General features: G+C 72.9%; 15 protein-coding genes and 1 pseudogene. 5 read left to right on the top strand and 11 right to left on the bottom strand.

Annotated features, from left to right (window positions below; all coding sequences use genetic code 11):
- Positions 1-66: 66 nt before the first annotated feature.
- Both purH and purN read right to left on the bottom strand, forming a co-directional pair.
- Positions 67-1,656 (bottom strand): bifunctional phosphoribosylaminoimidazolecarboxamide formyltransferase/IMP cyclohydrolase, encoded by a 1,590-nt coding sequence (gene purH, locus ACN20J_RS30255; RefSeq protein WP_364191494.1) that lies wholly within the window; start codon positions 1,654-1,656, stop codon positions 67-69.
- Positions 1,653-2,273, bottom strand: a complete 621-nt coding sequence (gene purN, locus ACN20J_RS30250; RefSeq protein ID WP_419667240.1) for a phosphoribosylglycinamide formyltransferase — start codon at positions 2,271-2,273, stop codon at positions 1,653-1,655. Before purN ends, purH begins: the two co-directional genes overlap by 4 nt.
- A gap of 408 nt (positions 2,274-2,681) precedes the next feature.
- On the opposite strand from purN, the gene ACN20J_RS30245 reads away from it, so the two are divergent.
- Together ACN20J_RS30245 and ACN20J_RS30240 are read left to right on the top strand one after the other, a co-directional pair.
- On the top strand, positions 2,682-3,584 hold the full coding sequence (locus ACN20J_RS30245) for a hypothetical protein (protein WP_419667239.1): 903 nt from the start codon (positions 2,682-2,684) through the stop codon (positions 3,582-3,584).
- Positions 3,585-3,806: 222 nt separating this feature from the next.
- The gene (locus ACN20J_RS30240) at positions 3,807-4,793 is read left to right on the top strand and encodes an aldo/keto reductase (protein WP_189837217.1); all 987 of its coding nucleotides are present in this window, start codon (positions 3,807-3,809) and stop codon (positions 4,791-4,793) included.
- A 1,104-nt stretch (positions 4,794-5,897) separates the two neighbouring features.
- On the opposite strand, the pseudogene ACN20J_RS30235 reads toward ACN20J_RS30240, so the two are convergent.
- Positions 5,898-7,262: pseudogene (locus ACN20J_RS30235) on the bottom strand (DUF6350 family protein); the annotation flags it as partial.
- 156 nt (positions 7,263-7,418) lie between these two features.
- On the opposite strand from ACN20J_RS30235, the gene ACN20J_RS30230 reads away from it, so the two are divergent.
- Positions 7,419-8,408, top strand: coding sequence for an RNA polymerase subunit sigma-70 (locus ACN20J_RS30230; protein WP_246575233.1), 990 nt, complete (start codon positions 7,419-7,421; stop codon positions 8,406-8,408).
- 153 nt (positions 8,409-8,561) lie between these two features.
- On the opposite strand, the gene sucD is transcribed toward ACN20J_RS30230, so the two are convergent.
- The 7 genes from sucD to ACN20J_RS30195 all read right to left on the bottom strand — a co-directional run bounded on the left by sucD (position 8,562) and on the right by ACN20J_RS30195 (position 19,336).
- Positions 8,562-9,446: a succinate--CoA ligase subunit alpha gene (gene sucD / locus ACN20J_RS30225; protein WP_143639188.1), complete on the bottom strand. Its 885-nt coding sequence runs from the start codon at positions 9,444-9,446 to the stop codon at positions 8,562-8,564.
- Between the two features lie 22 nt (positions 9,447-9,468).
- Positions 9,469-10,647: an ADP-forming succinate--CoA ligase subunit beta gene (gene sucC / locus ACN20J_RS30220; protein WP_189837214.1), complete on the bottom strand. Its 1,179-nt coding sequence runs from the start codon at positions 10,645-10,647 to the stop codon at positions 9,469-9,471.
- A gap of 441 nt (positions 10,648-11,088) precedes the next feature.
- The gene (locus tag ACN20J_RS30215; protein ID WP_419667238.1) at positions 11,089-12,870 is read right to left on the bottom strand and encodes a hypothetical protein; all 1,782 of its coding nucleotides are present in this window, start codon (positions 12,868-12,870) and stop codon (positions 11,089-11,091) included.
- A 242-nt stretch (positions 12,871-13,112) separates the two neighbouring features.
- Positions 13,113-14,189 carry a hypothetical protein gene (locus ACN20J_RS30210; protein WP_419667237.1) on the bottom strand — a complete coding sequence of 359 codons (1,077 nt, stop codon included), beginning with the start codon at positions 14,187-14,189 and terminating at the stop codon, positions 13,113-13,115.
- Between the two features lie 271 nt (positions 14,190-14,460).
- Entirely contained in the window at positions 14,461-15,702 is a 1,242-nt protein-coding gene (locus ACN20J_RS30205) for a VWA domain-containing protein (RefSeq protein WP_419667236.1), read from the bottom strand.
- Positions 15,699-18,185 carry a DUF5682 family protein gene (locus ACN20J_RS30200; RefSeq protein WP_419667235.1) on the bottom strand — a complete coding sequence of 829 codons (2,487 nt, stop codon included), beginning with the start codon at positions 18,183-18,185 and terminating at the stop codon, positions 15,699-15,701. Before ACN20J_RS30200 ends, ACN20J_RS30205 begins: the two co-directional genes overlap by 4 nt.
- Complete coding sequence (locus ACN20J_RS30195; RefSeq protein WP_419667234.1) at positions 18,182-19,336, bottom strand: ATP-binding protein; 1,155 nt, start codon at positions 19,334-19,336, stop codon at positions 18,182-18,184. Before ACN20J_RS30195 ends, ACN20J_RS30200 begins: the two co-directional genes overlap by 4 nt.
- Before the next feature lie 133 nt (positions 19,337-19,469).
- Here ACN20J_RS30195 and ACN20J_RS30190 point away from each other — a divergent pair, with 133 nt between their 5' ends.
- Together ACN20J_RS30190 and ACN20J_RS30185 are read left to right on the top strand one after the other, a co-directional pair.
- A complete protein-coding gene (locus ACN20J_RS30190) occupies positions 19,470-20,822 on the top strand; it encodes an SWIM zinc finger family protein (RefSeq protein ID WP_189837210.1) in 1,353 nt (450 codons plus the stop codon).
- A 118-nt stretch (positions 20,823-20,940) separates the two neighbouring features.
- Positions 20,941-22,632, top strand: coding sequence for a DUF5691 domain-containing protein (locus tag ACN20J_RS30185; RefSeq protein WP_419667233.1), 1,692 nt, complete (start codon positions 20,941-20,943; stop codon positions 22,630-22,632).
- 163 nt (positions 22,633-22,795) lie between these two features.
- Here the strand turns inward: ACN20J_RS30185 and ACN20J_RS30180 are convergent, their stop codons facing one another.
- Entirely contained in the window at positions 22,796-23,197 is a 402-nt protein-coding gene (locus tag ACN20J_RS30180; protein WP_190229749.1) for a cobalamin B12-binding domain-containing protein, read from the bottom strand.
- Positions 23,198-23,222: the final 25 nt, after the last annotated feature.

Here is a 23,222-nt window from a genome sequence, read left to right as displayed (position 1 = left end):
GTCGCCGGGCAGCGGTCCGCCGGTGTGCCGGGTGGGCTGCCCGGCGGACCGCCTCGCGCATGCGGCTCAGTGGAAGAAGTGCCGCGTCCCCGTGAAGTACATCGTGACGCCCGCCTTCTTGGCGGCCTCGACGACCAGTTCGTCGCGGACCGAGCCGCCGGGCTGGACGACGGCCTTGACGCCGGCGTCGGTGAGGATCTCCAGGCCGTCGGGGAAGGGGAAGAAGGCGTCCGAGGCGGCGAAGGAGCCGCGGGCGCGCTCGGTGCCCGCGCGCTCGACGGCGAGCTTGGCGGAGTCGACGCGGTTGACCTGGCCCATGCCGACGCCGACGGAGGCGCCGTCCTTGGCGAGGAGGATCGCGTTGGACTTCACCGCGCGGCAGGCCCGCCAGGCGAAGGCCAGTTCCTCCAGCTCGCCGGGCGACAGGGCGTCGCCGGTCGCCAGGGTCCAGGAGGCGGGGTTGTCGCCGTCGGCCTGGAGGCGGTCGGCGACCTGGAGGAGCCGGCCGCCGTCGATCTGCTTGACCTCGACGGAGGCGGCCGGGCCCTGGTGGGCGCGGAGCACGCGGATGTTCTTCTTCTTGGTGAGGGCCTCCAGCGCGCCGTCCTCGTACTCGGGCGCGACGATGACCTCGGTGAAGATGTCGGCGACCTGCTCCGCCATCTCCTTGGAGACGGGACGGTTGACGGCGATCACACCGCCGAACGCGGAGAGCGGGTCGCAGGCGTGCGCCTTGCGGTGCGCCTCGGCGACGTTCGCGCCGATCGCGATACCGCACGGGTTGGCGTGCTTGATGATCGCCACACAGGGCTCGTCGTGGTCGTACGCTGCACGGCGCGCGGCGTCCGTGTCCGTGAAGTTGTTGTACGACATCTCCTTGCCGTGCAGCTGCTCGGCGTCGGCCAGACCGCCCGTGCCGTCGACGTACAGCGCGGCGCCCTGGTGCGGGTTCTCTCCGTAGCGCAGGGTGTTGCGCTTCTCGAAGGTCGAGCCGATGAAGTCGGGGAAGCCCGACTCGTCGGCTGGCGCGTACGAGCTCGCGAACCAGGAGGCGACGGCGACGTCGTACGCGGCCGTGTGCTGGAACGCCTCGGCGGCGAGCCGCTTGCGGGCGTGCAGGTCGAAGCCGCCGTCGCGGGCGGCGGACAGCACGTCCGCGTACCGCTCGGGGCTGGTGACGACGGCCACGGACGGGTGGTTCTTGGCGGCGGCGCGGACCATCGAGGGGCCGCCGATGTCGATCTGCTCGACGCACTCGTCGGGCGTGGCGCCCGAGTCGACGGTCTCCCGGAACGGGTAGAGGTTCACGACGACCAGCTGGAACGGCTCCACACCCAGCTCGTCGAGCTGCTGCCGGTGGGACTCCAGGCGCAGGTCGGCGAGGATGCCCGCGTGCACGCGGGGGTGCAGCGTCTTGACCCGGCCGTCCAGGCACTCGGGGAAGCCGGTGAGCTCCTCGACCTTGGTGACCGGGACCCCGGCGGCGGCGATCCTCCCGGCGGTGGAGCCGGTGGAGACCAGCTCGACACCGGCCGCGTGCAGGCCGCGGGCGAGGTCTTCGAGACCGGTCTTGTCGTAGACGCTGATGAGCGCGCGGCGAATGACCCGCTTGGTGTCCTGCGCGCCCTGAGTGCCCTGCGTACCTTCGGCGGTCACGGGATAACTACCTTTCGTCCCTCAATGCGATAGCCGTTGCGGGCGAGCCGCCCCACGACATCGACGAGCAGGCTTCGCTCGACTTCCTTGATGCGCTCGTGCAGAGCGCTCTCGTCGTCCTCGTCCCGGACCTCGACCACGCCCTGAGCGATGATCGGGCCGGTGTCGACGCCGTCGTCGACGAAGTGGACGGTGCACCCGGTGACCCTCGCGCCGTACGCGAGGGCGTCGCGAACGCCGTGCGCCCCCGGAAAACTCGGCAGCAGCGCGGGGTGGGTGTTCACGATCCGGCCGCCGAAGCGGGCCAGGAACTCCTTGCCCACGATCTTCATGAACCCGGCCGAGACGACGAGATCCGGCTCGTACGCGCCGGTGGCCTCGGCCAGTGCCCTGTCCCACTCGTCACGCGTGGCGTGATCCTTCACCCGGCACACGAAGGTGGGAAGCCCGGCGCTCTCGGCGCGCTCCAGGCCGACGATGTTGTCGCGGTCCGCGCCGACCGCGACGATCTCGGCTCCGTAGGCGGCCGTCCCCTCCGACGCGATCGCGTCGAGGAGAGCCTGCAGATTCGTACCTGATCCGGAGACCAGCACGACGAGGCGCTTGGCCTTGGCCACGGCGGGGCCCTTTCTCGGGGGTTCTTGGGGGTTTCTGGGGGTTCTGCGGGTTCTGGGGAGCTCTTGCGGTTCTTGGGAGGCGGTTCTCGGGGGAGAGCGCGTCCGCGGTCGGCGTTTGTACGGTCGTACGAATGCATCGAGCCCCCGGATACGGGGAAGTCTACGAAGCGGCCGACCGTCAGCAACGATACCGGCACACCGGGCGGCCCCCACGGGACGGGGGCGTGGCCGGAAGGTAGCGTCTGGGGAGGATCCGCCCGGGGAACACGGTGCGCACAGGGGAACGCCTTTTGCGCACGGGACGTTGACCAGGGACGGGTACGAACGCTTGGGCGCGAGCCCCGGACACGTAACCAGCTCTGTGGACACGTTGCCGCCAGAGACCATCAAGGGGAAGACGCACACCTGATGCCGGACCGCAGTCTCCGACTCCCTCCACTCCTGCTGCGCGAGCGGCGCCCCTCTCCCACTCCGCCGCGGGAGAGCGACGACGTGCCCGAGGGCGGGCAGGGCTCAGCGGGCGGCCAGGGTTCCGCAGGTGGGCAGGGCTCCTCGGGCGGCCCGGGCGGCTCCGGTGGCGCGGGCGGCTCCGGTGCGCCCGATTCCGGCCAACGGCCCGAGCCGCCGCAGCCTCCTGCCGACGACAACCCCTTCGCCCCGCCGCCCGAGGGCACGCCCGACCGGCCCTGGCAGCCGCGGCGGCCCGCGGGCGGGCAGGGCGAGGGCCAGGACGGCCAGGGCGACGGCTCCTCCCCCTGGGGCAGCCAGTGGAGCGACCGCCAGCCGGGGCCCGCGCAGGGCGGCCGGTTCGGTGACCGGCCCGGTTCCAACGGCGGGTCCAACGGCGGCTCCGGCGGCGGTCAGAACGGTCCGGAAGGGCCCGGCGGCCCGGGCACCGGCATGCGCTGGGACCCGACGGACCCCGCCCAGCGCCGCGCCCGCTTCGCGCTGCTGTCCGGCATGTGGGCGTTCTTCTTCGCCCTCTTCAGCTGGCCGTACGTGGCGCTGCTGCTCGGCGCGCTGGCCATGTACTGGGCGATCAGCGCGCTGCGCGCCAAGCCTCCGCGCGCGTCGGACCCGAACACCCCGGCCCCGCCCACCTCGGGCGCCAGGCCCCAGACCACGGCGGCCATCAGCGGCCTGGTCACCGCGTCCCTGGCCCTCGCCATGGTCGCGGCCACCTTCACGGCACAGCTCGTGTACAGCGACTACTACACGTGCGTGAACGACTCGCTCACGAACACGGCGAAGAAGTCCTGCGACAAGTTGCTGCCGGAGGAGCTGCGGGGGTTGCTGGGGACGCAGGGCTGACGGCCCGCGCCGTACGGGGTACGGCGTACGGGGCACGGCCGTGGGTGACGTACGGAGTGCGCGGCCCTGAGTTCCGCACGGGGTACGACCGTGGGTTCCGTACATGGGTGCGGCCGTGAGTTCCGTACGGGGTACGGCCGTGGGTTGACTTCGAGTGCGCTTCAAAATCCATGCTCCTCTCAACGCCCGCCGCACGGCGGGCCGTAAGGGGAGGACACCCGCATGCGCTACCGCACGATCGGAACGGCCCCCGGGACCCGCCGTGAGGTGAGCGTCCTCAGCCTCGGCGCGATGCTGTTCGGGACGGTCACGGACGAGGCGACCTCGTTCGCGATCCTCGACCGGTTCGTCGAGGCGGGCGGCACGTTCATCGACACGTCCGACAACTACGCGTTCTGGGTCAACGGCACGCAGGGCGGCGAGAGCGAGGCGCTGCTCGGCCGCTGGCGGCGCAGCCGTGGCATCGGCGACGAGATCGTCATCGCCACGAAGCTCGGCGCACGGCCGCTCGCCCCGGGCACGAGCTACACCGACAACCCGGAGGGGCTGTCCGCCAAGGCGATCCGGGAGGCGGTGGAGGGCAGCCGCGAGCGGCTCGGCGTCCCTAAGCTCGACCTGCTGTACGCCCACATCGAGGACACGGCCGTACCCCTGCGGGAGACCGTCGAGGGCTTCGCCGAACTCGTCGCCGAGGGCACGGTCGGGCTGCTCGGCGCGAGCAACCACTGGACCTGGCGCCTGGAGCGGGCCCGCGGTCTTGCGGCGGCGGCCGGCCTGCCGGGTTACGAGGTCCTGCAGTACCAGCACAGCTATCTGCGCAAGCGCGCCGACCTGCCGGGGCAGCTCTCGCCGGACGGCGACCAGGGTGTGACCGGCGGCGACCTGCTCAGCTATCTGCGCGCCGAACCGTCCCTCACGCTCGTCGCCTACACCCCGCTCCTGTCCGGCCGTTACGTCCGCGAGGACAAGCCGCTCGGCCCGGAGTTCGACCACGCGGGCACCCCGGCCAGGCTGGCTGCGCTCCGCTCGGTCGCCGAGGAGACCGGCGCGACGGTCAACCAGGTGGTCCTGGCATGGCTGATCGACGGCGAGGTCCCGGCGATCCCCCTCGTCGGCTGCTCCTCGGTGGCCCAGCTGAACGAGAACCTGGCGGCGGTCGACCTGGAACTGACGGCGGAACAGCGGGCCCGCCTGGACGCGGCCCGCTGACCCGCGTCAGGCCGTTCGGTCCCCCTGACCCGGGGGATCGGTGGGGCCGGACGCCTGCTTGAGAGCGGCCCAACGCGCCTCCCGCGAGACGTCGTCGTGCCAGAGCGAGCCGAAGGAGTCGGAGGGGGGCAGGAAGTCGTACGGCTCGAAGTCGGGGTCCGGGGTGGCGCGGCGGCTCTCGGCGGGGGTGCCGGGTGTGACGGGGGTCCCGGAGGTGCTGGGGGTGCCGGGCGGCGCTTCCGGCTGCCGCCGACGTCGGACACGCGAGAACCAGCTGGTGCGCGGGGTGCCCTGGGACGGCGGGGGTTCGGTGGGGAGTTCGGGAGCCGGGCGGGAGTGGAGGGGGGATGCGGGCGGCTCGGGGGGCCCGGCTGCGGGGCGAGGGGGCTGCTGGGAGGCCTTGAGCTCGGTCCGAGGGACCCGCTCGGAGAGCCCGAAGCCCGGCTGATGGGCCTGTTCGGAGGGCTCGTCGCCCGGGCGTGCCCCTCCTGGCCGCTCGAAATCGGGGAGCTCGGCTCCTGACCGCCGCTCGTGGCCGTGGGACGGGAACAGGCCTCCTGACGGCTCGGAACCCGGAAGGTGTGCCTGCGGCTCATTGGCCGACGGCTCCCGGACAAGCGGCTCATGAGCCGGCGTCACCCGGCCCGAAAACTCATCGGCCGAAAACTCATCGGCCGAGAGCTTCGCGCCCGAAGGCGTCGATCCCAGAAGCTCACGGGCCGAAGGGTTCGAGACCCGAGACTCACGGCCCGGAGGCGCCGAGCCGGGAGGCGCCGAGCCCAGAGGCGCCGAGCCCAGAGGATCACGGGCCGAGGGGTCCGAGACCAGAAGCTCATCCGCCGAAGGCTTCGCGAGCAGAGGCTCAGGCACCGGAGTCGCCCCGCCCACAGGCTCATTGGCCGAACGCTTCGGGCCCGCATGCTCCTGAACCCCGTTCCCCTGCACCCCCTGTTCCTGAACCACCGCTTCCTGAACCACCGGTTCCTGGACTCCCCGCCTCCGCCCCCAAGGCCCCCGCACCCAGGAAGCCCACCCCCGAACCCCACTCCCCCGCACAGCCCGTACCCGGGGCACTCGGGGCGCCCGCGGCACCCGTACCCGCGGCTGCCGCAGCCGCCAGCCGCGCAGAACCAGGGCGACCGGCACGCCCACCATCACGGTCCACCCGGCCGCCGCGGGCCCCGTCTGCCACCAGACCGGGCCGAAGTCGGCGAGTGCGTGCGTGCCGAGGGGGCCGCCCGACAAGGCGGCGAGGATCGCGAGGGCCAGTCCGCAGAGGAGGGCCGCGAGGGCCGCGTTCCCGGCGGTCCGGCCGGGTGACCAGGCCTCACCACGGTGGGCCGCCACCGGAACCCGAGCCTTCCCCTTCCCCTTCCCCTGCCTCTGCCCCTCTCCGTCTCCCTCTCCGATCGCCTCTCCCCCGTCGATCCGCCCCGGCACCCCCGCCCGCACCGTGAACCACGCCACCGCCACGCCCGCCATCAACGGCACGGCCCCAGCCGCCCAGTTGACCGGAGTGCCGGGACCGGCGCCCGGTACCGCCGCCAACAGAGGAAAGGGCGGCAGCAGCGGACCGGGCGACGACATCAGGGGATCGGCCGCGTGCCCCGCGCCGAGGACGAAGCCGGGCCCGAGGGCGTACGCGGCCCCCCACACCGCCGCGTTCGGCACGAGGGCCAGGGCCAGCAGCAGTACCGCGAACCGTCCCGACCAGCTCTCCGTGAGATGCAGGAACGACACGCGGGCCAGACCTCCGTGCCACACGAGTGAGGCGCCGACCAGCACGGCCCCGCCCCCAACGAGCACCGCCGCACCCGCACTCGCCGCGCGCACGGCGGCCGGGAGCCGGAGCCCGGGGGCGGAGGACACGAAGGAGGCGAAGGGCAGGGCTCGAAGGGCCCGGCGCACGGGCGGCGCCAGCGGCCCCCGCGGGCGCCCGTACGCCGTCCACGCGCCCATCCCCGCCGCGGTCACCGCGACCAGCGGCAGCCATACGGCGACCGACGCCCAGGACGGCCGCAGAGCACCGCCCGAGGCGTACAGAGCCGCGGCCGTGCCGACCGTCAGATAGCCCGCGACGACTCCGCCGCAGGCCGTACGGACGGCGGGCGGCGCCGACTCCTCGTCGCCGTCCGCCGCGTCGCGCCCCGCGCGGTGCAGCAGCCACGCGGGCAGTACGACCAGGAGCAGCGGGGTGACACCGACGGGCGCGGGTACGCCGGACAGCGTGTCCGTGCGGACGAGTTCGCAGCCGTGGGCGAGCAGCCACAGCCCGGCGGCGACATGCAACGCCCCGTCAGGACCGCTGTCCGGATAGGGCGAACTGATCCAAAGGACCGTCACGAGTACGGTGAGCGCCGCCAGTCCGAGCCCCGCGGCGAGCGCGCCGCCGACCAGGCTCGCGGCCAGTCCCGGTGACCTCCTGCGCCATCGGGCCAGCAGGGCCGGCTTGGTCAGCAAGGTCGGCAGGGACGGCGGGGAAGGGCTGCGGTCCGGACTGCGGTCGGTCGTCTGGGTCACGCCGCCATGCTCCCAACGACACGCGCTTTCTCCTCGTAACAGGCGAACTACGGATGTGTCGCTCAATATACTTTTTATGTACTTTTACGTACGAAGGGGCGCCCGGTGACGCAGACCCCTGCCTGCCCGCCGCCACTTCCGGAGGCCGAGGCCGAGGACGGGACCGAGGTGAATACCGAGGCGGAGAACCAGACGGACAACCAGACGGACAACCCGGCCGAAAATCCGGACGGGACCGAGAATCCGGACGGGACCGAGGCGGAGGCCGACCTCGAACCCGCGCCCCCCGCGCCCGCTCTGACTCCCGGTCAGGCCTTCGACGCCCTCTACGCGTTCGCGGCCCCCGCCCTCGTACGGCAGACCTATCTGCTGACCGGGCGGCGCGAGTTGGCGCGCGAGTCCGTGGAGCGGGCCTTCCAACTGGCGTGGCAGCGCTGGCCGGAGGTGGCGGTCGACCGGGACCCGGCGGGCTGGGTGCGGGCGGCGGCGTACGAGTACGCGATGTCCCCCTGGCACCGGCTGCGTCTTCGGCACCGGACTCCTGAGCCACCGCCCGCCGCGCTGGACGACCGCCGGCTGCTCTCCGTACTGCTCAGCCTGCCGCCCGCGTACCGCCGCACGGTGCTCCTCTACGACGGCCTCGGCATCGGGCTGCCGGAGACCGCGGCGGAGACGGAGGCGAGCACGCCCGCGGCGGCGGGCCGGCTGCTGCACGCGCGTGAGGTCGTCGCCGCGCGCGTGCCCGAGCTGGCGGATCCCGGGGAGCTGCGGCTCAGGCTGACGGAGCTCGGGAGCAAGGAGTCGCTGCGGACCGCCGCGAAACCCGTCGTGGTGCGGTCGGGAAGCGAGCGCCGCGCCCGCCGCTGGACCCGCGCGGCCATCGCCTTCACGGTCCTGCTCATCGGGTCCACCGCGTTCACGCTCCGCACTGCCCCCGACCACTACGAGGCCCCGCAGGCGCCCGCCGCCACGATCAGCGGGGTTCCGCCGCGGTCGGGCTCCGGTCCGTTGTCCGAGGAGGAGCAGGAGATCCGCGCCAAGCTCCGCTCGATGTTCCAGAACGGTCCGGAGAGGCTCCGCCCGGAACTCCGCTGAAGGAGCACGGGTACGAGAAAGCGCCGGGCAGACGGCTACGCGGACGGGCCCGCACCCCTTCTCCAGGGGTGCGGGCCCGTCCGCGTACAGGCTGCGATTCAGCCGTCCGGAAGCTGCGCCGGGGCTGATCCGGGAGCCGGCCAGGAGCCGTGCTCAGCCGGCGAGGATGGCGCGGGCCAGCTTCGCCGTCTCGGTCGGGGTCTTGCCGACCTTGACTCCGGCGGCCTCCAGGGCCTCCTTCTTCGCGGCGGCCGTGCCGGAGGAGCCGGAGACGATGGCGCCGGCGTGGCCCATGGTCTTGCCCTCGGGCGCGGTGAAGCCCGCGACGTAGCCGACGACCGGCTTGGTCACGTTCTTCGCGATGAAGTCCGCGGCCCGCTCCTCGGCGTCGCCGCCGATCTCACCGATCATCACGATCAGGTCGGTGTCGGGGTCGGCCTCGAACGCGGCGAGCGCGTCGATGTGCGTCGTACCGATGACCGGGTCGCCACCGATGCCGACGGCCGACGAGAAGCCGATGTCACGGAGCTCGTACATCATCTGGTACGTCAGCGTGCCGGACTTCGAGACCAGGCCGATACGGCCCGGCTTCGTGATGTCGCCCGGGATGATGCCGGCGTTGGACTGGCCCGGCGTGATGAGGCCAGGGCAGTTCGGGCCGATGATGCGGGTCTTGTTGCCCTTCGACTTCGCGTACGCCCAGAAGGCGGCGGAGTCGTGGACGGCGATGCCCTCGGTGATGACGACCGCGAGGGGGATCTCGGCGTCGATCGCCTCGACCACGGCGGCCTTGGAGAAGGCCGGCGGCACGAAGAGGACGGACACGTTCGCGCCCGTCTTCTCGATCGCCTCGGCGACCGTGCCGAATACCGGGATCTCGGTGCCGTCGACGTCGACGGACGTGCCGGCCTTACGGGGGTTGACGCCACCGACGATGTTGGTGCCGTCGGCCAGCATGAGCTTGGTGTGCTTCATGCCCGTGGAGCCGGTCATGCCCTGGACGATGACCTTGCTGTCCTTGTTGAGGAAGATAGCCATGGCTGTGGTTTTCCCTCGTCCCTTACTTGGCCGCGGCCAGCTCGGCGGCCTTGTCGGCCGCGCCGTCCATGGTGTCCACGCGCTGCACCAGCGGGTGGTTGGCGTCGGACAGGATCTTGCGACCCAGCTCCGCGTTGTTGCCGTCGAGACGGACGACCAGCGGCTTGGTGACTTCCTCGCCCTTGTCGGCGAGCAGCTGCAGCGCCTGGACGATGCCGTTGGCGACCTCGTCACAGGCGGTGATGCCACCGAAGACGTTGACGAACACGGACTTGACGTCCGGGTCGCCGAGGATGATCTCCAGGCCGTTCGCCATCACGGCCGCGGACGCGCCGCCGCCGATGTCGAGGAAGTTGGCCGGCTTCACGCCACCGTGGTTCTCACCGGCGTACGCGACGACGTCGAGGGTGCTCATGACGAGACCCGCGCCGTTGCCGATGATGCCGACCTCGCCGTCGAGCTTGACGTAGTTGAGGTTCTTCTCCTTGGCGGCGGCCTCCAGCGGGTTGGCCGCGTCCTTGTCCTCGAGCGCCTCGTGCCCGGGCTGGCGGAAGTCGGCGTTCTCGTCGAGCGAGACCTTGCCGTCCAGCGCCAGGATGCGGCCGTCCTTGGTCTTCACCAGCGGGTTGACCTCGACGAGGAGCGCGTCCTCGGCGACGAAGGTCTCCCACAGGGTCACCATCGCCTCGGCGACACCCTCGGCCACCTCGGCCGGGAACTTCGCCAGGGCCACGATCTCGCGGGCCTTCTCGATGTTCACGCCCTCGACGGCGTTGACCGGGACCTTCGCGAGGGCCTCGGGGGTCTTCTCCGCGACCTCCTCGATGTCCATGCCGCCCTGCACCGAGGCCATGGCCAGGAAGGTGCGGTTGGTGCGGTCGAGGAGGTACGAGACGTAGTACTCCGCCTCGATCTCCGGGGACAGCTCGGCGATCATCACCTTGTGGACCGTGTGGCCCTTGATGTCCATGCCGAGGATGTCGGTCGCACGGGCGACCGCCTCGTCAGGGTCGGCGGCGAGCTTGACGCCGCCTGCCTTGCCTCGGCCACCGACCTTCACCTGGGCCTTGACGACGGACTTGCCGCCAAGCCGCTCGGTCGCCTCGCGGGCTGCCTCAGGCGTGTCGATCACTTCACCGGCCAGCACCGGTACACCGTGCTTGGCGAAGAGGTCCCTCGCCTGGTACTCGAACAGGTCCACGCGCGTCCGTCCCTATCAGGTATCTCGCGGTTCGTTGTCTGCGTGGGCGTGCCGCGAAGGGCAACGTGACTGCGCGGTCACAAGGAGGGCGTGGGCACGGTGGCCGGCACGCGGCATGTCCGCCTCGCAGGTTATCCCCGCTCGTGGTGGGGTCGTAAATCGCAGATCACACCTGGGCGGTGATTACGGTCACAGATTGCCAGTTTAAAGGGCCTCACCAGGCTGGGGTTTGCCTGGTGAGGCCCCTCGAACAGCCCCTAACACTGATCTAAGGGGCGTAGGGCGGCCGGTCCCCACCCCAATGAGGACCGCCCGGCCCTGACCGCAGGGTTTCGGTCGCACGGACCGACGGATTTCGGCCGTACGTGGCCGTCGCCCTGCGGGGTCGGATGGGTGCCGTACGCCCGGCCGCCGGGCACGGTCGTACGGCGGGGGCGTCGGTCAGACGCCGTAGGGGGAGCCGTGCTGCCCGTACGGGGCGGCCGGCGTCGGTGCGTGGCCCGGGGTGACCCCGTACTGGGCGGTCGGCAGGTAGCTCGGGGTGACGGACTCGGCGATGTCCTCGACTCCGCCGACGGCGTTTTCGGCCAGCGGGGTGGCGGCCGTCTCGACGGTTCCGGTCACGTTCCGCGCGAAGGGTCCGACCTGTCCGGTCACGTCGGCCGCGAACGGGGCGACCTCGCCGACGACGCCTTCTGCGAAGGGGCGTACGTCGCCGGTGACGCCGTACGCCAGCGTCGTGGCGCTGCCGCCGACACCGTCCACGACGGGCCGGACGTACTGGACGACCGTGTCCACGACCGGCCGCACCGCGCCGACGGCACCCTCGGCGAAGGGTCCGACCTGCCCGACGACACCCTGCGCGAACGGGTCGACCTCGCCGACCACGCCGTACGCGAGCGGCGGGACGTCACCGACGACACCGTCCGCGAAGGGCCGCACGTCGCCGACGACACCGACTACGCCGTCGGCGAGCACGGTCGCGTCCCCGACCGCCCGCCCGGCGACGGGCACCACACCGTCCACCGCCGTGGCGACGACGGGCGGGAGGACGGAGTCGACGGTCTCGTCGGCGACCTGGGTGACCACGGCGGTGGCGTACGGAGGGACGTCCGCGACCACGCCGGTGGCGTACGGGGCGACATCTCCGACGACACCGGTCGCGTACGGGCCGATGTTCCCGACGACGCCCGTCGCGTACGGGGTCACGTCGCCGGTGACGCCGTCGGTGTACGTGCGTACGTCGGCCACCGCGTCGGCCACCACTTCGTGGGCGAGGCCGGTGGAGTTGCCGACGGTCTGGCCGGCGACCGGGACCACGCCGTTCACGGCGCCGGTGGCGACCCAGGTGACTCCGGTCACGGCCCGGTCGGCGACGGGGCTGACCCCGCCGACGGCCCGCCCGGCGACCGGCGTGACCCCGTGCACGGCGGTGGCGACGACGGGCGGCAGCGCGGTGGCGGCCGTCTCGTCGACGACCGGGGTGACGGTCCCTTGGACTCCAAGGACGGTGGAGGGGAGGCCGGCGGCCGTGTTCTGAAGGTGGGCGGGCACGCCCTTCGTGGTGGCGTGGGCGGCGGGGGCGGTCCGGCCTGCGGCGGCGACGGTCTGCTGCACCTTCGCGCGGGCGCCGGAGGGGACGGCGGTTGCGGTGCGCCGGGTGGCCCCGAGCTTCGTCTGCGTGGCGGCGAGGGCCTGCTCCAGCTCCGGCGCGAACGCGGAGAGGGGGCCGAAGAGGTAGTCGACCTCGCCTTGGGGGCGGGGGCCGGGGGCGTCGGGCTGGGCGTCGGTGGCCCTGGCGGTCGCGTCGGCGGCGGTCTTCGCGGTGGTCTCGGCCACGGCCTTGGCCTGGGGCTTCTGGGCGGCCGGGAGCTCGGCGTCGACGTACCGGCGGGCCTGGTCGGCCGCCTTCGTCTTCGTGGCGGCGGCTGGCTTCGTGCCGGCGACGGTGTCCTGCGCCTTGGCGGTCGTGCCGCCGGTGACGTCGGTGAGGGTGTCCGTGGTCGTGCCGGTGGCCGGCGAGACGTCGGTGCGGACGTCTCCGACCACCCCGTCGACGGTGTCGGTGACCGTGCCGACCACGTCGTCCACGGAGAGGGACGCGTCGGGTACGGAGGCGGACGCGGCGGGCAGTTCGTCCGCGCTGGCTACGGCTGAGCCGAGGGCCCAGGCGCCGGTGACCCCGGCGGCTATGACGATGGAACGGCGAATGTTCTTGTGCATGCGTACGTCAGTCCTTCGGAAGACCGAGAGATTCGGGACGTGGTGTGGAGAGGGACCGGGCGTCCGGAGGGGCCGATGCGCCGCGTCGGTGAGGGGGGTCGAGCACCGACGGCCTTGGCAGCGGCCCACGTCCGGGGTGTGTCCGGCCGATCGCGTCCGGAGAGATCAGAGGGGTATCCGGACGGGCGCGGGCAGACCTGTTCCGCCCCCGCGCGGCAGGTCTCAGCGGGGGAAGGCCGGTCCTAGCCGGGGAACGCCGGAATGTCCCGGTGCCTGTCCCGGGTCCCGGCCGCGGTGACGTCCACGGCGGCACCGGGCACCAGCGTCGGCCGGGCCCTCTCGTTCAACGCGACGGCCTGCCCGTCACCGTGCCGCGGCGACCCGTTGTCGACCGCGGAGTGACGCCCCAACGCACCCGTGGGATCGCCGTCGGGAACCTGGTGCACGGGTGCCTGCACGGCCCCTGTGCCCCGGATGTCGGTGTGGTGGCGTACGCCGTCACCGGCCGCGGCGAGGCCAACGGCGAACCGCGGCCCGTACAGCGTCGCCGCGCTCTCGTCGCGCGACTGCTTCTCGGCCGCCCGGTGGTCGTCCTTCGCCCCGCCGGGCTGCTGCGGCGCCGTACCGACCGGCAGGGTCTGCCCCGGAACCGCCGGCAGCGGCAGCCCGGGCAACTCCGGCAGCCCGGGAAGCCCCGGCAGCGCGGGCAGCTGAGGCAGCGACGGCCACCACTGCGGCGGGGCCGGCCGCTCGACGATCCCGCCGGTGACCCCGCCAGTGATCTGATCCACCAGATCACCGATGGGCCGTACGACGTCCTGGGCGACCGGCGGTATGACGCGCTCGGTGACCGGGCGCACCACCTGCTCGGCGACCGGCCGCACGACGCGCTCGGTCACCGGCCGCACGACAGGCTCGGTGACCGGCCTTACGACGCGCTGGACTTCGTCGGTCGCGGGCGCGATCGCCTTGGGGAGCCGGAGCCGAGGCTGTTCGGAGCCGGTGGCGGTGGCGGAGCTGGAGGCCGTGGCGGAGCCGGAGTCGGAGGGCGCGGTGGCCGCGGATGGCGGCGTGGTGGACGACGAGACCCTCGCGGACCCCGAGTTCGCCACCTGCTCGACCGAACTCGTCACCGACCGCACGACATCCGTGGGCTTCGAGGCCGGCGCGACCCCGTCCGCCGCACGCGCCTGCTCCCCGCAGAGGAGCCCCAGCACGAACAACCCGCCCACCAGCAGCGCCACTTGCAGCGCACGCCGCCCCGCCGCCGTGCGCGTCACGCGCAGAGCGGCATCGGGCAGTACGGCTGACAGGGCCAAGGCGGGGAGAGCCTCCCGTGCGGAGGGACGAGGAGAAGCGAGATGGGGAGAAGCGAGATGAGGTGAGGTGAGGCGGAGCGGGGTGGAGCGAGATGGGGCGCGGCTACGAGGCTGCGCGCCCCCTGAAGTCCCGCCGATCCTTGCATGGGACTCCCGAGGTCGCGCAAGTCCCCTGTTACCGATGGATACTCATGTCCGCTTTATCCGTCGTCTTTCGGCTCCCCCGCGTCCACCCGCGCCCCCGCCCGCGCGTCCGCCCCCGCTGCCGCCTCTACTGACCCGGGCTCCCGGTGTCCGGTATCGGCAGCGGGCGCTTCTCGATCGCCGCCGCCATCACGTCCGGGAAGAGGTCGGGCGTACAGGCGAACGCCGGTGCGCCCAGCGCCGCGAGCGCCGCCGCGTGCTCACGGTCGTACGCGGGAGCCCCCTCGTCGGACAGCGCGAGCAGCGTCACGAACTGCACCCCCGACGCCTTCATGGCCGAGACCCGCTTGAGCATCTCGTTCCGGATGCCGCCTTCGTAGAGGTCGCTGATGAGGACGACTACGGTGTCGGCGGGGCGCGTGATCTGCGACTGGCAGTACGCCAGTGCCCTGTTGATGTCCGTGCCGCCGCCGAGTTGTGTGCCGAAGAGCACGTCGACCGGGTCGTCGAGCTGGTCGGTGAGGTCGACGACCGCCGTGTCGAAGACCACGAGCCGGGTGTTGATGGACCGCATGGAGGCGAGGACCGCGCCGAACACCGACGCGTACACGACCGACGCCGCCATCGAACCCGACTGGTCGATGCAGAGGATGACCTCCTTCTTCACGGACTGCGACGCACGCCCGTACCCGATGAGCCGCTCGGGCACGATCGTTCGGTACTCGGGCAGGTAGTGCTTGAGGTTGGCCGAGATCGTGCGGTTCCAGTCGATGTCGTGGTGGCGTGGCCGGTTGATACGGGCGCTGCGGTCGAGGGCGCCGGTGAGCGTGGCCCTGGTGCGGGTCGCCAGCCGCTTCTCCAGGTCCTGAACCACCTTGCGGACGACCGCCCTTGCCGTCTCCTTGGTCGTCTCGGGCATGGCCTTGTTGAGCGAGAGGAGCGTGCCGACCAGATGGACGTCCGCCTCCACCGCCTCCAGCATCTCCGGCTCCAGGAGCAGGGCGGACAGGCCGAGCCGGTCGATGGCGTCCCGTTGCATGACCTGGACGACGGAGGACGGGAAGTACGTCCGGATGTCCCCCAGCCACCGGGCGACCGACGGCGCGGACGCCCCGAGCCCCGCCGAACGCTCCCGCCCCGCCCGCGCCCTGCCCTCCTTGCCGTTCCCGTACAGCGCGCCGAGCGCCCCGTCCATCGCGGCGTCCTGCCCGGTGAGCGAGCACCCGGTGCCGTCCGCGTCCTCCCCGCCGAGCACGAGCCGCCAGCGGCGGAGCCGTTCGTCGCCGGCGCCGGCCGGATCGGGCACGCCGCCCGGCTCGGGCGCCTCGACTTGACCGGTCGCTCCTGTGTTCACCGCTCCCGCGCTCATCGGCCCACCCCCACAAGGTCGTTGTCATCGGCGCCGTTTTCGTTGGCGGCGTTGTTATGGGTGCTGCTGCCATTGGTGCCGGTGTCGCCGGCTCCCTCCGCGTCCACCGTTTCGTCCGGCCCCAGCAGCAGGCGCAGCACCGGCAGCACCGCGTCGGCTCGTGCCGTGTCGAGGTCGGAGGCGAAGCCGGGTATGCCCGAGGCGGTGGCTGTGGCGCTTCCGCAGGTTCCCGGTCCGCGCCGGACCAGTTCGCCGAGGGTTCGGCGCACTCCGGGCTCGTACGCCGAGAAGGTGCGCCTCAGCAACGGCAGTACGTCGGTGAACGCGTCCCCCGGCACCCCGGTCAGCCAGGCGTCGACCAGCCCGAGCAGCCGCTCGTCGTGCACGAGCAGCATCCCGCCCCCGGAGCCCCCGCCGACGAAGCCCTCGATCCATGCCGCCGCGTCCGCCGGCTCCGTACCCGGCGACAGCACGAGCCCCATGAGCCGCGCCGCCTCCTCTTGCCCCAACGCCCCGTCGTCCAGCAGCAACCGCACGGCCCGCCCCCGGACGACCCCGGGAACCGTGTCCCGCCCGGAGAGTGTGCGCAGAACGCCGTGCCAACGGCCACGTATGCCGGCGCGGGAGGCAGAGTTTTCCCCTTGGGAGGCGGAGTCTTCCCCTTGTCCCTCCCCGTCCCCGTCCCCTTCCTCCAGTAGCCCCACCGCCCCGTGCACCGCGTCCACATGCCCGCGCATCTCCTCCGCGGCGTCCGCGTCGAGTGCGGCGCAGGCCGGTGGCAGCCCTACGAAGACGCGCTCGGCGAGCCCCGCGGCGACCTCGGCCAGGGCCTCCGTATCGGTGCCGCGTACGTCGCCGTAGCGGAGGGAGCGGACCAGGGCCGGGAGCGCCTGGGCGAGGTGGCCGACGTCGGCGTCCAGGGCGGCGCGGTCGGCGAGGATCCGCATCACCACCGGGAGCGCGTCCGGGAGTTCGGCGAGGAGGCAGCGCTCGGCGAGGCCCGTGACATCGGCGAGGGAACGGGCGCCGACGGCGTCCGCCTCGGCCTTCGCGGTCGCGGCGGCGAGCACGGTCGTGCCCCACACCCCGGCCTCGGCGACCCGCACCGCGAGCTCCGGCTCCCAGCGAAGCCGCCAGGTCTCCCGGAACGTACCGGTGCTGCCGCGCGACGCGGTCGGCTCGCCCCACTCGATGCCGAGGAGCCGCAGCCGGTGCAGCAGCCTGCTGCGCCCGGCGTCGTTCTCCTTGCGCAGGTCGAGCTCCAACTCCCGCTCCTGCGCCTCCGGTTTGAGCCGCAGCCGCCGCTGGAGGCGGTCGAGGTCGCGCTGCAGCGGCACGGCGGGTGCTGCCGCGGGCACCTCGCCCAGGACGTCACCGACGACGAGCCGGTCGTGCACGAGCGCGAGCGGCACGTCCGAGCCCTCGCACATCACGGCCCGTACGGCGTCGGTGGTCTCGGTCAGGCCCGGCAGGGGGCGGCCCCGCATCGCGGCGAGCGTGTCGGCGAGCCGCACCGCCTCGATGACGTGCGCGGACGAGACGGGCCGGTCCTCGTCGCGCAGCAGCCGGGCCACCTTCGTCATCCAGCGCTCGATCGGACGATCGGCGGCGCCGAACAAGTGCCCGTACCAGCCCGGTGAGTCGATGCCCGCGCCATAGCCACTCATCCGCGACAGCCGCCGGTGGGTCCAGGGCACCCAGGTCATGTCGGCCTTGGCCTTGGGCAGCCCCTTCAGCAGTGCCCGGTCGGCGGCGACGGTGGTCCGCTGCCGCAGCGCGGGCACGTGCCACGCACCGCACACCACGGCCACGTCGTCCCCGAACTCCCGCTGAGCCGCCCGCACCTGGAGCCGCATGTACGCCTCCCGCACGAGGTCCCGCTCATGTCCCCCGGTCCCGAACGCCTCCCGCAGCGCCCCCATCGCCTCGCCGAGCACCTCGAACGGCGCGAACGCGTCCCCGTCGCGCGCCCCCCGGTGCTCGATCACGTCCTCCCACCACCGCTCGGCGTCGTCGTACCCGGCGGTCTCGGCGAGGACGGCGAGCGGGTCGATCCGCACGGCCTCCGCGGGCTCGGACGGAAGTCCCCCCGGCTCCCCCTTCTCCGATGGCTCCTGCTCCTGGTCCTCTCTCTCCTCCCGTCCCCATGCCAGCGTGTGGGTGGCCGGGAGGTCGATGAAGCGGGCCGGCACCCCGTGCTCCAGGGCCCAGCGGATGGCCACCCACTCGGGCGAGAACTCGGCGAGCGGCCAGAACGCCGACCGCCCCGGCTCGTCCACGACATGCGCGAGAAGGGCGACGGGCGGCCGCATGTCCTCGTCGGCGGCCAGCGCGATCAACGCGTCGGCCTCCGGCGGCCCTTCGATGAGTACGGTGCGCGGGCCCGCCGCCTCCAGCGCGGCCCGTACGGCCCGGGCCGAGCCGGGCCCGTGGTGGCGCACCCCGAGCAGAAGGGGCCCGGTCCCCCCGTCGCGGTCGCTCACGCGCTCACCTCCCGGCAGGCGCGGTAGAAGTCCTTCCACCCGTCGCGCTCGCGGACGACCGCTTCCAGGTACTCCTGCCAGATGACGCGGTCGGCCGCCGGGTCGCGGACGACGGCGCCGAGGATGCCCGCGGCCACGTCGCTCGCGCGCAGGACGCCGTCCCCGAAGTGAGCGGCGAGGGCGAGGCCGTTGGTGACGACGGAGATCGCCTCCGCGGTGGACAGCGTGCCGCTGGGCGACTTCAGCTTCGTACGCCCGTCGGCGGTGATGCCGTCGCGCAGCTCGCGGAAGACCGTGACGACGCGGCGGATCTCGTCGACTCCGTCGGGCACCGAGGGCAGGTCGAGGGAGCGGCCGATCTGGTCGACGCGGCGCGAGACGATGTCGACCTCGGCGTCGGCGCTCTCGGGCAGCGGCAGGACCACCGTGTTGAAGCGGCGGCGCAGAGCGCTCGACAGGTCGTTCACCCCGCGGTCGCGGTCGTTGGCCGTGGCGATCAGGTTGAAGCCGCGGACCGCCTGCACCTCCGAGCCCAACTCCGGTATCGGCAGGGTCTTTTCCGACAGGATCGTGATGAGCGAGTCCTGTACGTCGGCCGGGATGCGGGTCAGTTCCTCGACCCGGGCCGTCATCCCCTCCGCCATGGCCCGCATGACCGGGCTGGGCACCAGCGCGTCCCGGCTCGGGCCGTTCGCGAGCAGCTGCGCGTAGTTCCAGCCGTAGCGGATCGCCTCCTCCGGTGTGCCTGCCGTGCCCTGCACGAGGAGCGTGGAGTCGCCGCTGACGGCCGCGGCGAGGTGCTCGGAGACCCATGTCTTGGCCGTGCCGGGCACGCCGAGCAGGAGCAGGGCCCGGTCGGTGGCGAGCGTGGTGACGGCGACCTCGACGATGCGGCGCGGGCCGACGTACTTCGGAGTGATCACCGTGCCGTCCGGCAGTGTGCCGCCGAGCAGATAGGTCGCGACGGCCCACGGCGACATCCGCCAGCGGACCGGGCGCGGGCGGTCGTCCTGCGCGGCCAGCGCCGCGAGCTCGGCGGCGAACGCGTCCTCGGCGTGCGGCCGCAGCGCCTCGCCGTCCGCTGCTTCCCTCGTGTGCGCGGAGTGCTGCGGGCTCGGTTCGACGGACGTCTGGTCGACGGACACGGACATGGAGCGGTCCCCCTTGCGGCTCGGCCGGTTCGGATCTGGTTCCACCGTGCACTACGCCACTGACAATCGCTCTGACCTGCGAAAACGCGCTCGTCAGGGTCGATTGTCAGTGGTGGGACCTACCTTCGATGACATGACTCAGCAGGGGGTGCGTTGGACTGCGGATCAGGTGCTGGCACTGGCGCCTGACGCCGCGTCACGCAAGGCGGGCAGCAAGCTCGGCGCGGCAGGGCCGTGGTCGGAGGCGGGCAGTACGGACGAGGGGACGGTGTGGGGGCTGTGCAGGGGAAGTGGCAGCAGGCCGTATCGGACGGTGATCGACATCGCGGACTCCACCGGGCCCGCGTACAAGTGCAGTTGCCCGAGCCGCAAGTTCCCGTGCAAGCACGCGCTGGGGCTGCTGCTGCTCTGGGCGGGCGAGGACGGCACGGTGCCGCGGGGGCAGGTGCCGGACTGGGCCGAGGAGTGGACGGAGGCGAGGAGGAAGCGCGCGGACGACAAACGTGCGGCGAGCGCGGCGGGTTCCCCGGGCTCGGGTGATCCGGAGGCCGCGCGGCGCAGGGCGGAGCGGCGGGCCGAGCACATCACCGCGGGGGCGGCGGAGCTGGAGCAGCGGCTGGCCGATCTACTCAGGGGCGGCCTGGCCACGGCGGAGCAGGCGGGGTACGGGCTGTGGGAGGAGACGGCGGCCCGGATGGTCGACGCGCAGGCGTCCGGACTGGCCGCGCGGGTGCGGGAGTTGGGGGCGATCCCGTCGTCGGGCCCTGGCTGGCCGGTGCGGTTGCTGGAGGAGTGCGCGCTGATCCATCTCCTCGACCAGGGCTGGCTGCGCCGTGAGCGACTGCCGGACGGTCTGGCCGCGACGGTCCGTTCACGGATCGGGCTGACCGGCTCGGCGGACGGCCCGCCGGTCCGCGACCACTGGCTGGTCCTGGCCCAGTACGACACGTCGGACAGCCGCCTCACCACCCGTCGCATCTGGCTGCACGGGGCGGAGTCGGAGCGCCCGGTCCTGCTCCTGTCGTACGGGGCGGCCGGCCGCGCACCCGAACTGGCCCTGCCGGTCGGGCTCGCGCTCGACGCCGAGGTGTCCGCGTATCCGGGCGCGGGACAGCTGCGGGCCGCGCTCGGCGAGCAGTTCACGCCTCCGGCGCCCACGGCGGTCCGCCCGCCGGGAGTGAGCGTGGCGCAGGCGGCGGCCAAGTACGGCGAGGCACTCCGGGACGACCCGTGGCTGGACTCCCACCCGGTGACACTCGGCCGCGTCATACCCACCCCGGACGGCGACACCTGGCAACTGGCGGACGCCGACGGCGAGCTGGCGCTCCCCCTCACCCCGGCGGCCCGGTCCGGCTCGGGCCTGTGGCGCCTGGTCGCCCTGTCCGGCGGCACACCGGTCACGGTCTTCGGAGAGTGCGGCCACCGCGGCTTCACGCCCCTCACGGCCTGGCCGGATGGCCCGGGCGAGGCGGTGCCCCTGTGCTGACGACGACACCGCTCCCGGCCTCCTCGCGGCCCACGGACCCGACCGACCGTACGAACCCGACCGACGTGACCGACTCGACCGACGTGACGGACCTGGTGGATCCATGGAAGGGACTCACATGAACAGGACCCCCGCTCCCACCGACACGGCCGCCACGGCTTCCACGGACACGGCCTCCGCGGACGCGTCCGGCGGGAGCCGCTGGGAGGAATCCGGTGGGAGCCACTGGGAGGAGCTCGTGACCGCGGCCCTCCTGGGCACCGCGCGGCGTACGCCGTCGGGGATCCCGGCCGGCCGGGAGGCGCCGACGGCGCTGCTGGACGCGGCGGCCGTGGAGACCGTGCGGCGGCGGGCCGGGATGCGGCCGGGGCGGGCGGCGGCCCGGGTGGAGCCCGCGGCGGCGGATCCACGTCCGCTGTTGCCGCCCGCTGCGGCACGCAGACTCGCGATGCTGCTCGCCGACCGACCCGGGACGGGCGGCGGCGGTGGTGGCCGCAGAGGCTCGGCTCCCGACCTCATGGAGCTGCTCCCGCAATGGCTCGCCACGGCGAACCGGCGCGGGTTCGCGCCCCGCCCGGAGGCTCTGCCCGCGCTGTTGGACGCGGCCCGGGGGCGTACGGATCTGCGGCCGGCGGTGCTGACGTTCGCGGGGCCGCGCGCGCTGTGGCTGGCCCGGCTGAACGCGGACTGGCGGTTCGCGCTGCGCTCGACGCCGGGCGGCGGGGCGGCTCTGCCCGGGCCCGAGGAGCCCGATCGCATACGGGAGTTGTGGGAGGAGGGGCTGTTCGCCGAGCGGGTCGCGCTCCTCTCGGGGATACGGGCCCGGGACGCGACGGCCGCGCGGGAGCTGCTCGCCACCACGTGGGCGACGGAGCGGGCCGAGGACCGGCTGATGTTCCTCGACTCGTTGCGGACAGGGCTGCACGCGGCGGACGAGCCGTTCCTGGAGCGGGCGTTGGCCGACCGGAGCCGCAATGTGCGGGCCACGGCGGCGGAGTTGCTGTCCGCGCTGCCCGGTTCGGCGCTCGCCGGACGGATGGCGGAGCGCGCGCAGTCCTGCGTGGCCGTCGACCACACGCAGGGCACGCCGACGATAGCGGTCGAGGCGCCGCACGAGTGCGATCCGGGCATGGAGCGGGACGGAGTGGTTCCCAAGGCTCCGGCAGGGCGGGGCGAACGGTCCTGGTGGCTGGGCCAGTTGGTCGAGGCGGCCCCGCTCGGCACGTGGTCGCGGCGGCTCGGGGGACGTACGCCGGAGGAGATCGTGGCGCTGCCCGTGGCGGACGACTGGCAGGGCGAGCTGCATGCCGCGTGGTGCCGGGCCGCGGTGCGCCAGCGCGACCCTTCCTGGTCCAGGGCTCTGCTGGGAGTTCCCGCCGCACCGGAGGCGGGCGGACCGGGTGCGGTGTCGCTCGCCGAGCGCGCCAAGCTGCTCGGCACGCTGGGGGCCGCCGAGCGGGCCGACTGGGTGGCGGGATTCATAGCCGTACACGGCCTGTCCGAGGCGTTCCAGCTGCTCGGCGTGTGCACGGTGCCCTGGTCGGGGCCCTTGGGGCGGGCCGTGGTCGACGCCCTCAACATCGCGCGCGACGCGGGCAGTTACCCATGGAGTTTCAGCGGAGTCATGGGCCTGGCCGAACGCTGCCTCGACCCTTCGGAGGCCCCCCACCTCGAAACCCTCACCGCCATCCCCGACGAACCGGAAAACGCGGCCCCCGGCGCCGGCAGCTACTGGGCAGAATCCTTCCAACGCCTGGTCACAACCCTGCGCCTACGAGCGGCGATGCAGAGAGAACTCGAGGAGGAGTAAGCGCCGAGGCCTAGCCGAAACCAGGGCAGAGACTCACAGCACCTCGCAACGCCCTCACCCCTCCCACCTTCAAGGGGCGCGAGGAACCGCGCACTCCACCCCGACCAACCCGCACCCACAACACAAGCCAAGCCGCAACAACCCCCGCCAACCCGGCGGAGCCCTACCGCACGTTGTCGCGAACCCACTCCACGATCGACGCCGTCGTCGCCCCTGGCGTAAAGATCTCCGCCACACCCAGCTCCTTCAACGGCGCGATGTCCGCCTCCGGAATGATCCCGCCCCCGAACACCTTGATGTCCTCCGCATCCCGCTCCTTCAGGAGCTGAATCACCGCGGCGAACAACGTGTTGTGCGCGCCGGACAGGATCGACAGCCCGATCGCGTCGGCATCCTCCTGGATCGCCGTGTCGACGATCTGGTCGGGCGTCTGGTGGAGACCGGTGTAGATGACCTCCATCCCCGCGTCCCGCAGCGCCCGCGCGATCACCTTCGCCCCGCGGTCGTGGCCGTCGAGCCCCGGCTTGGCCACCACCACACGGATCGGACCGGCTGCCACACCCATCACTGCCTCCATGAACCGACTACAC

The sequence above is a fragment of the Streptomyces sp. 2-1 genome (genome assembly GCF_048564895.1).
Classification (GTDB): Bacteria; Actinomycetota; Actinomycetes; order Streptomycetales; family Streptomycetaceae; genus Streptomyces; species Streptomyces phaeochromogenes.
The sequence above is the reverse complement of the archived record's forward strand: the minus strand, read 5'-3'. Positions and strand labels throughout refer to the sequence as shown.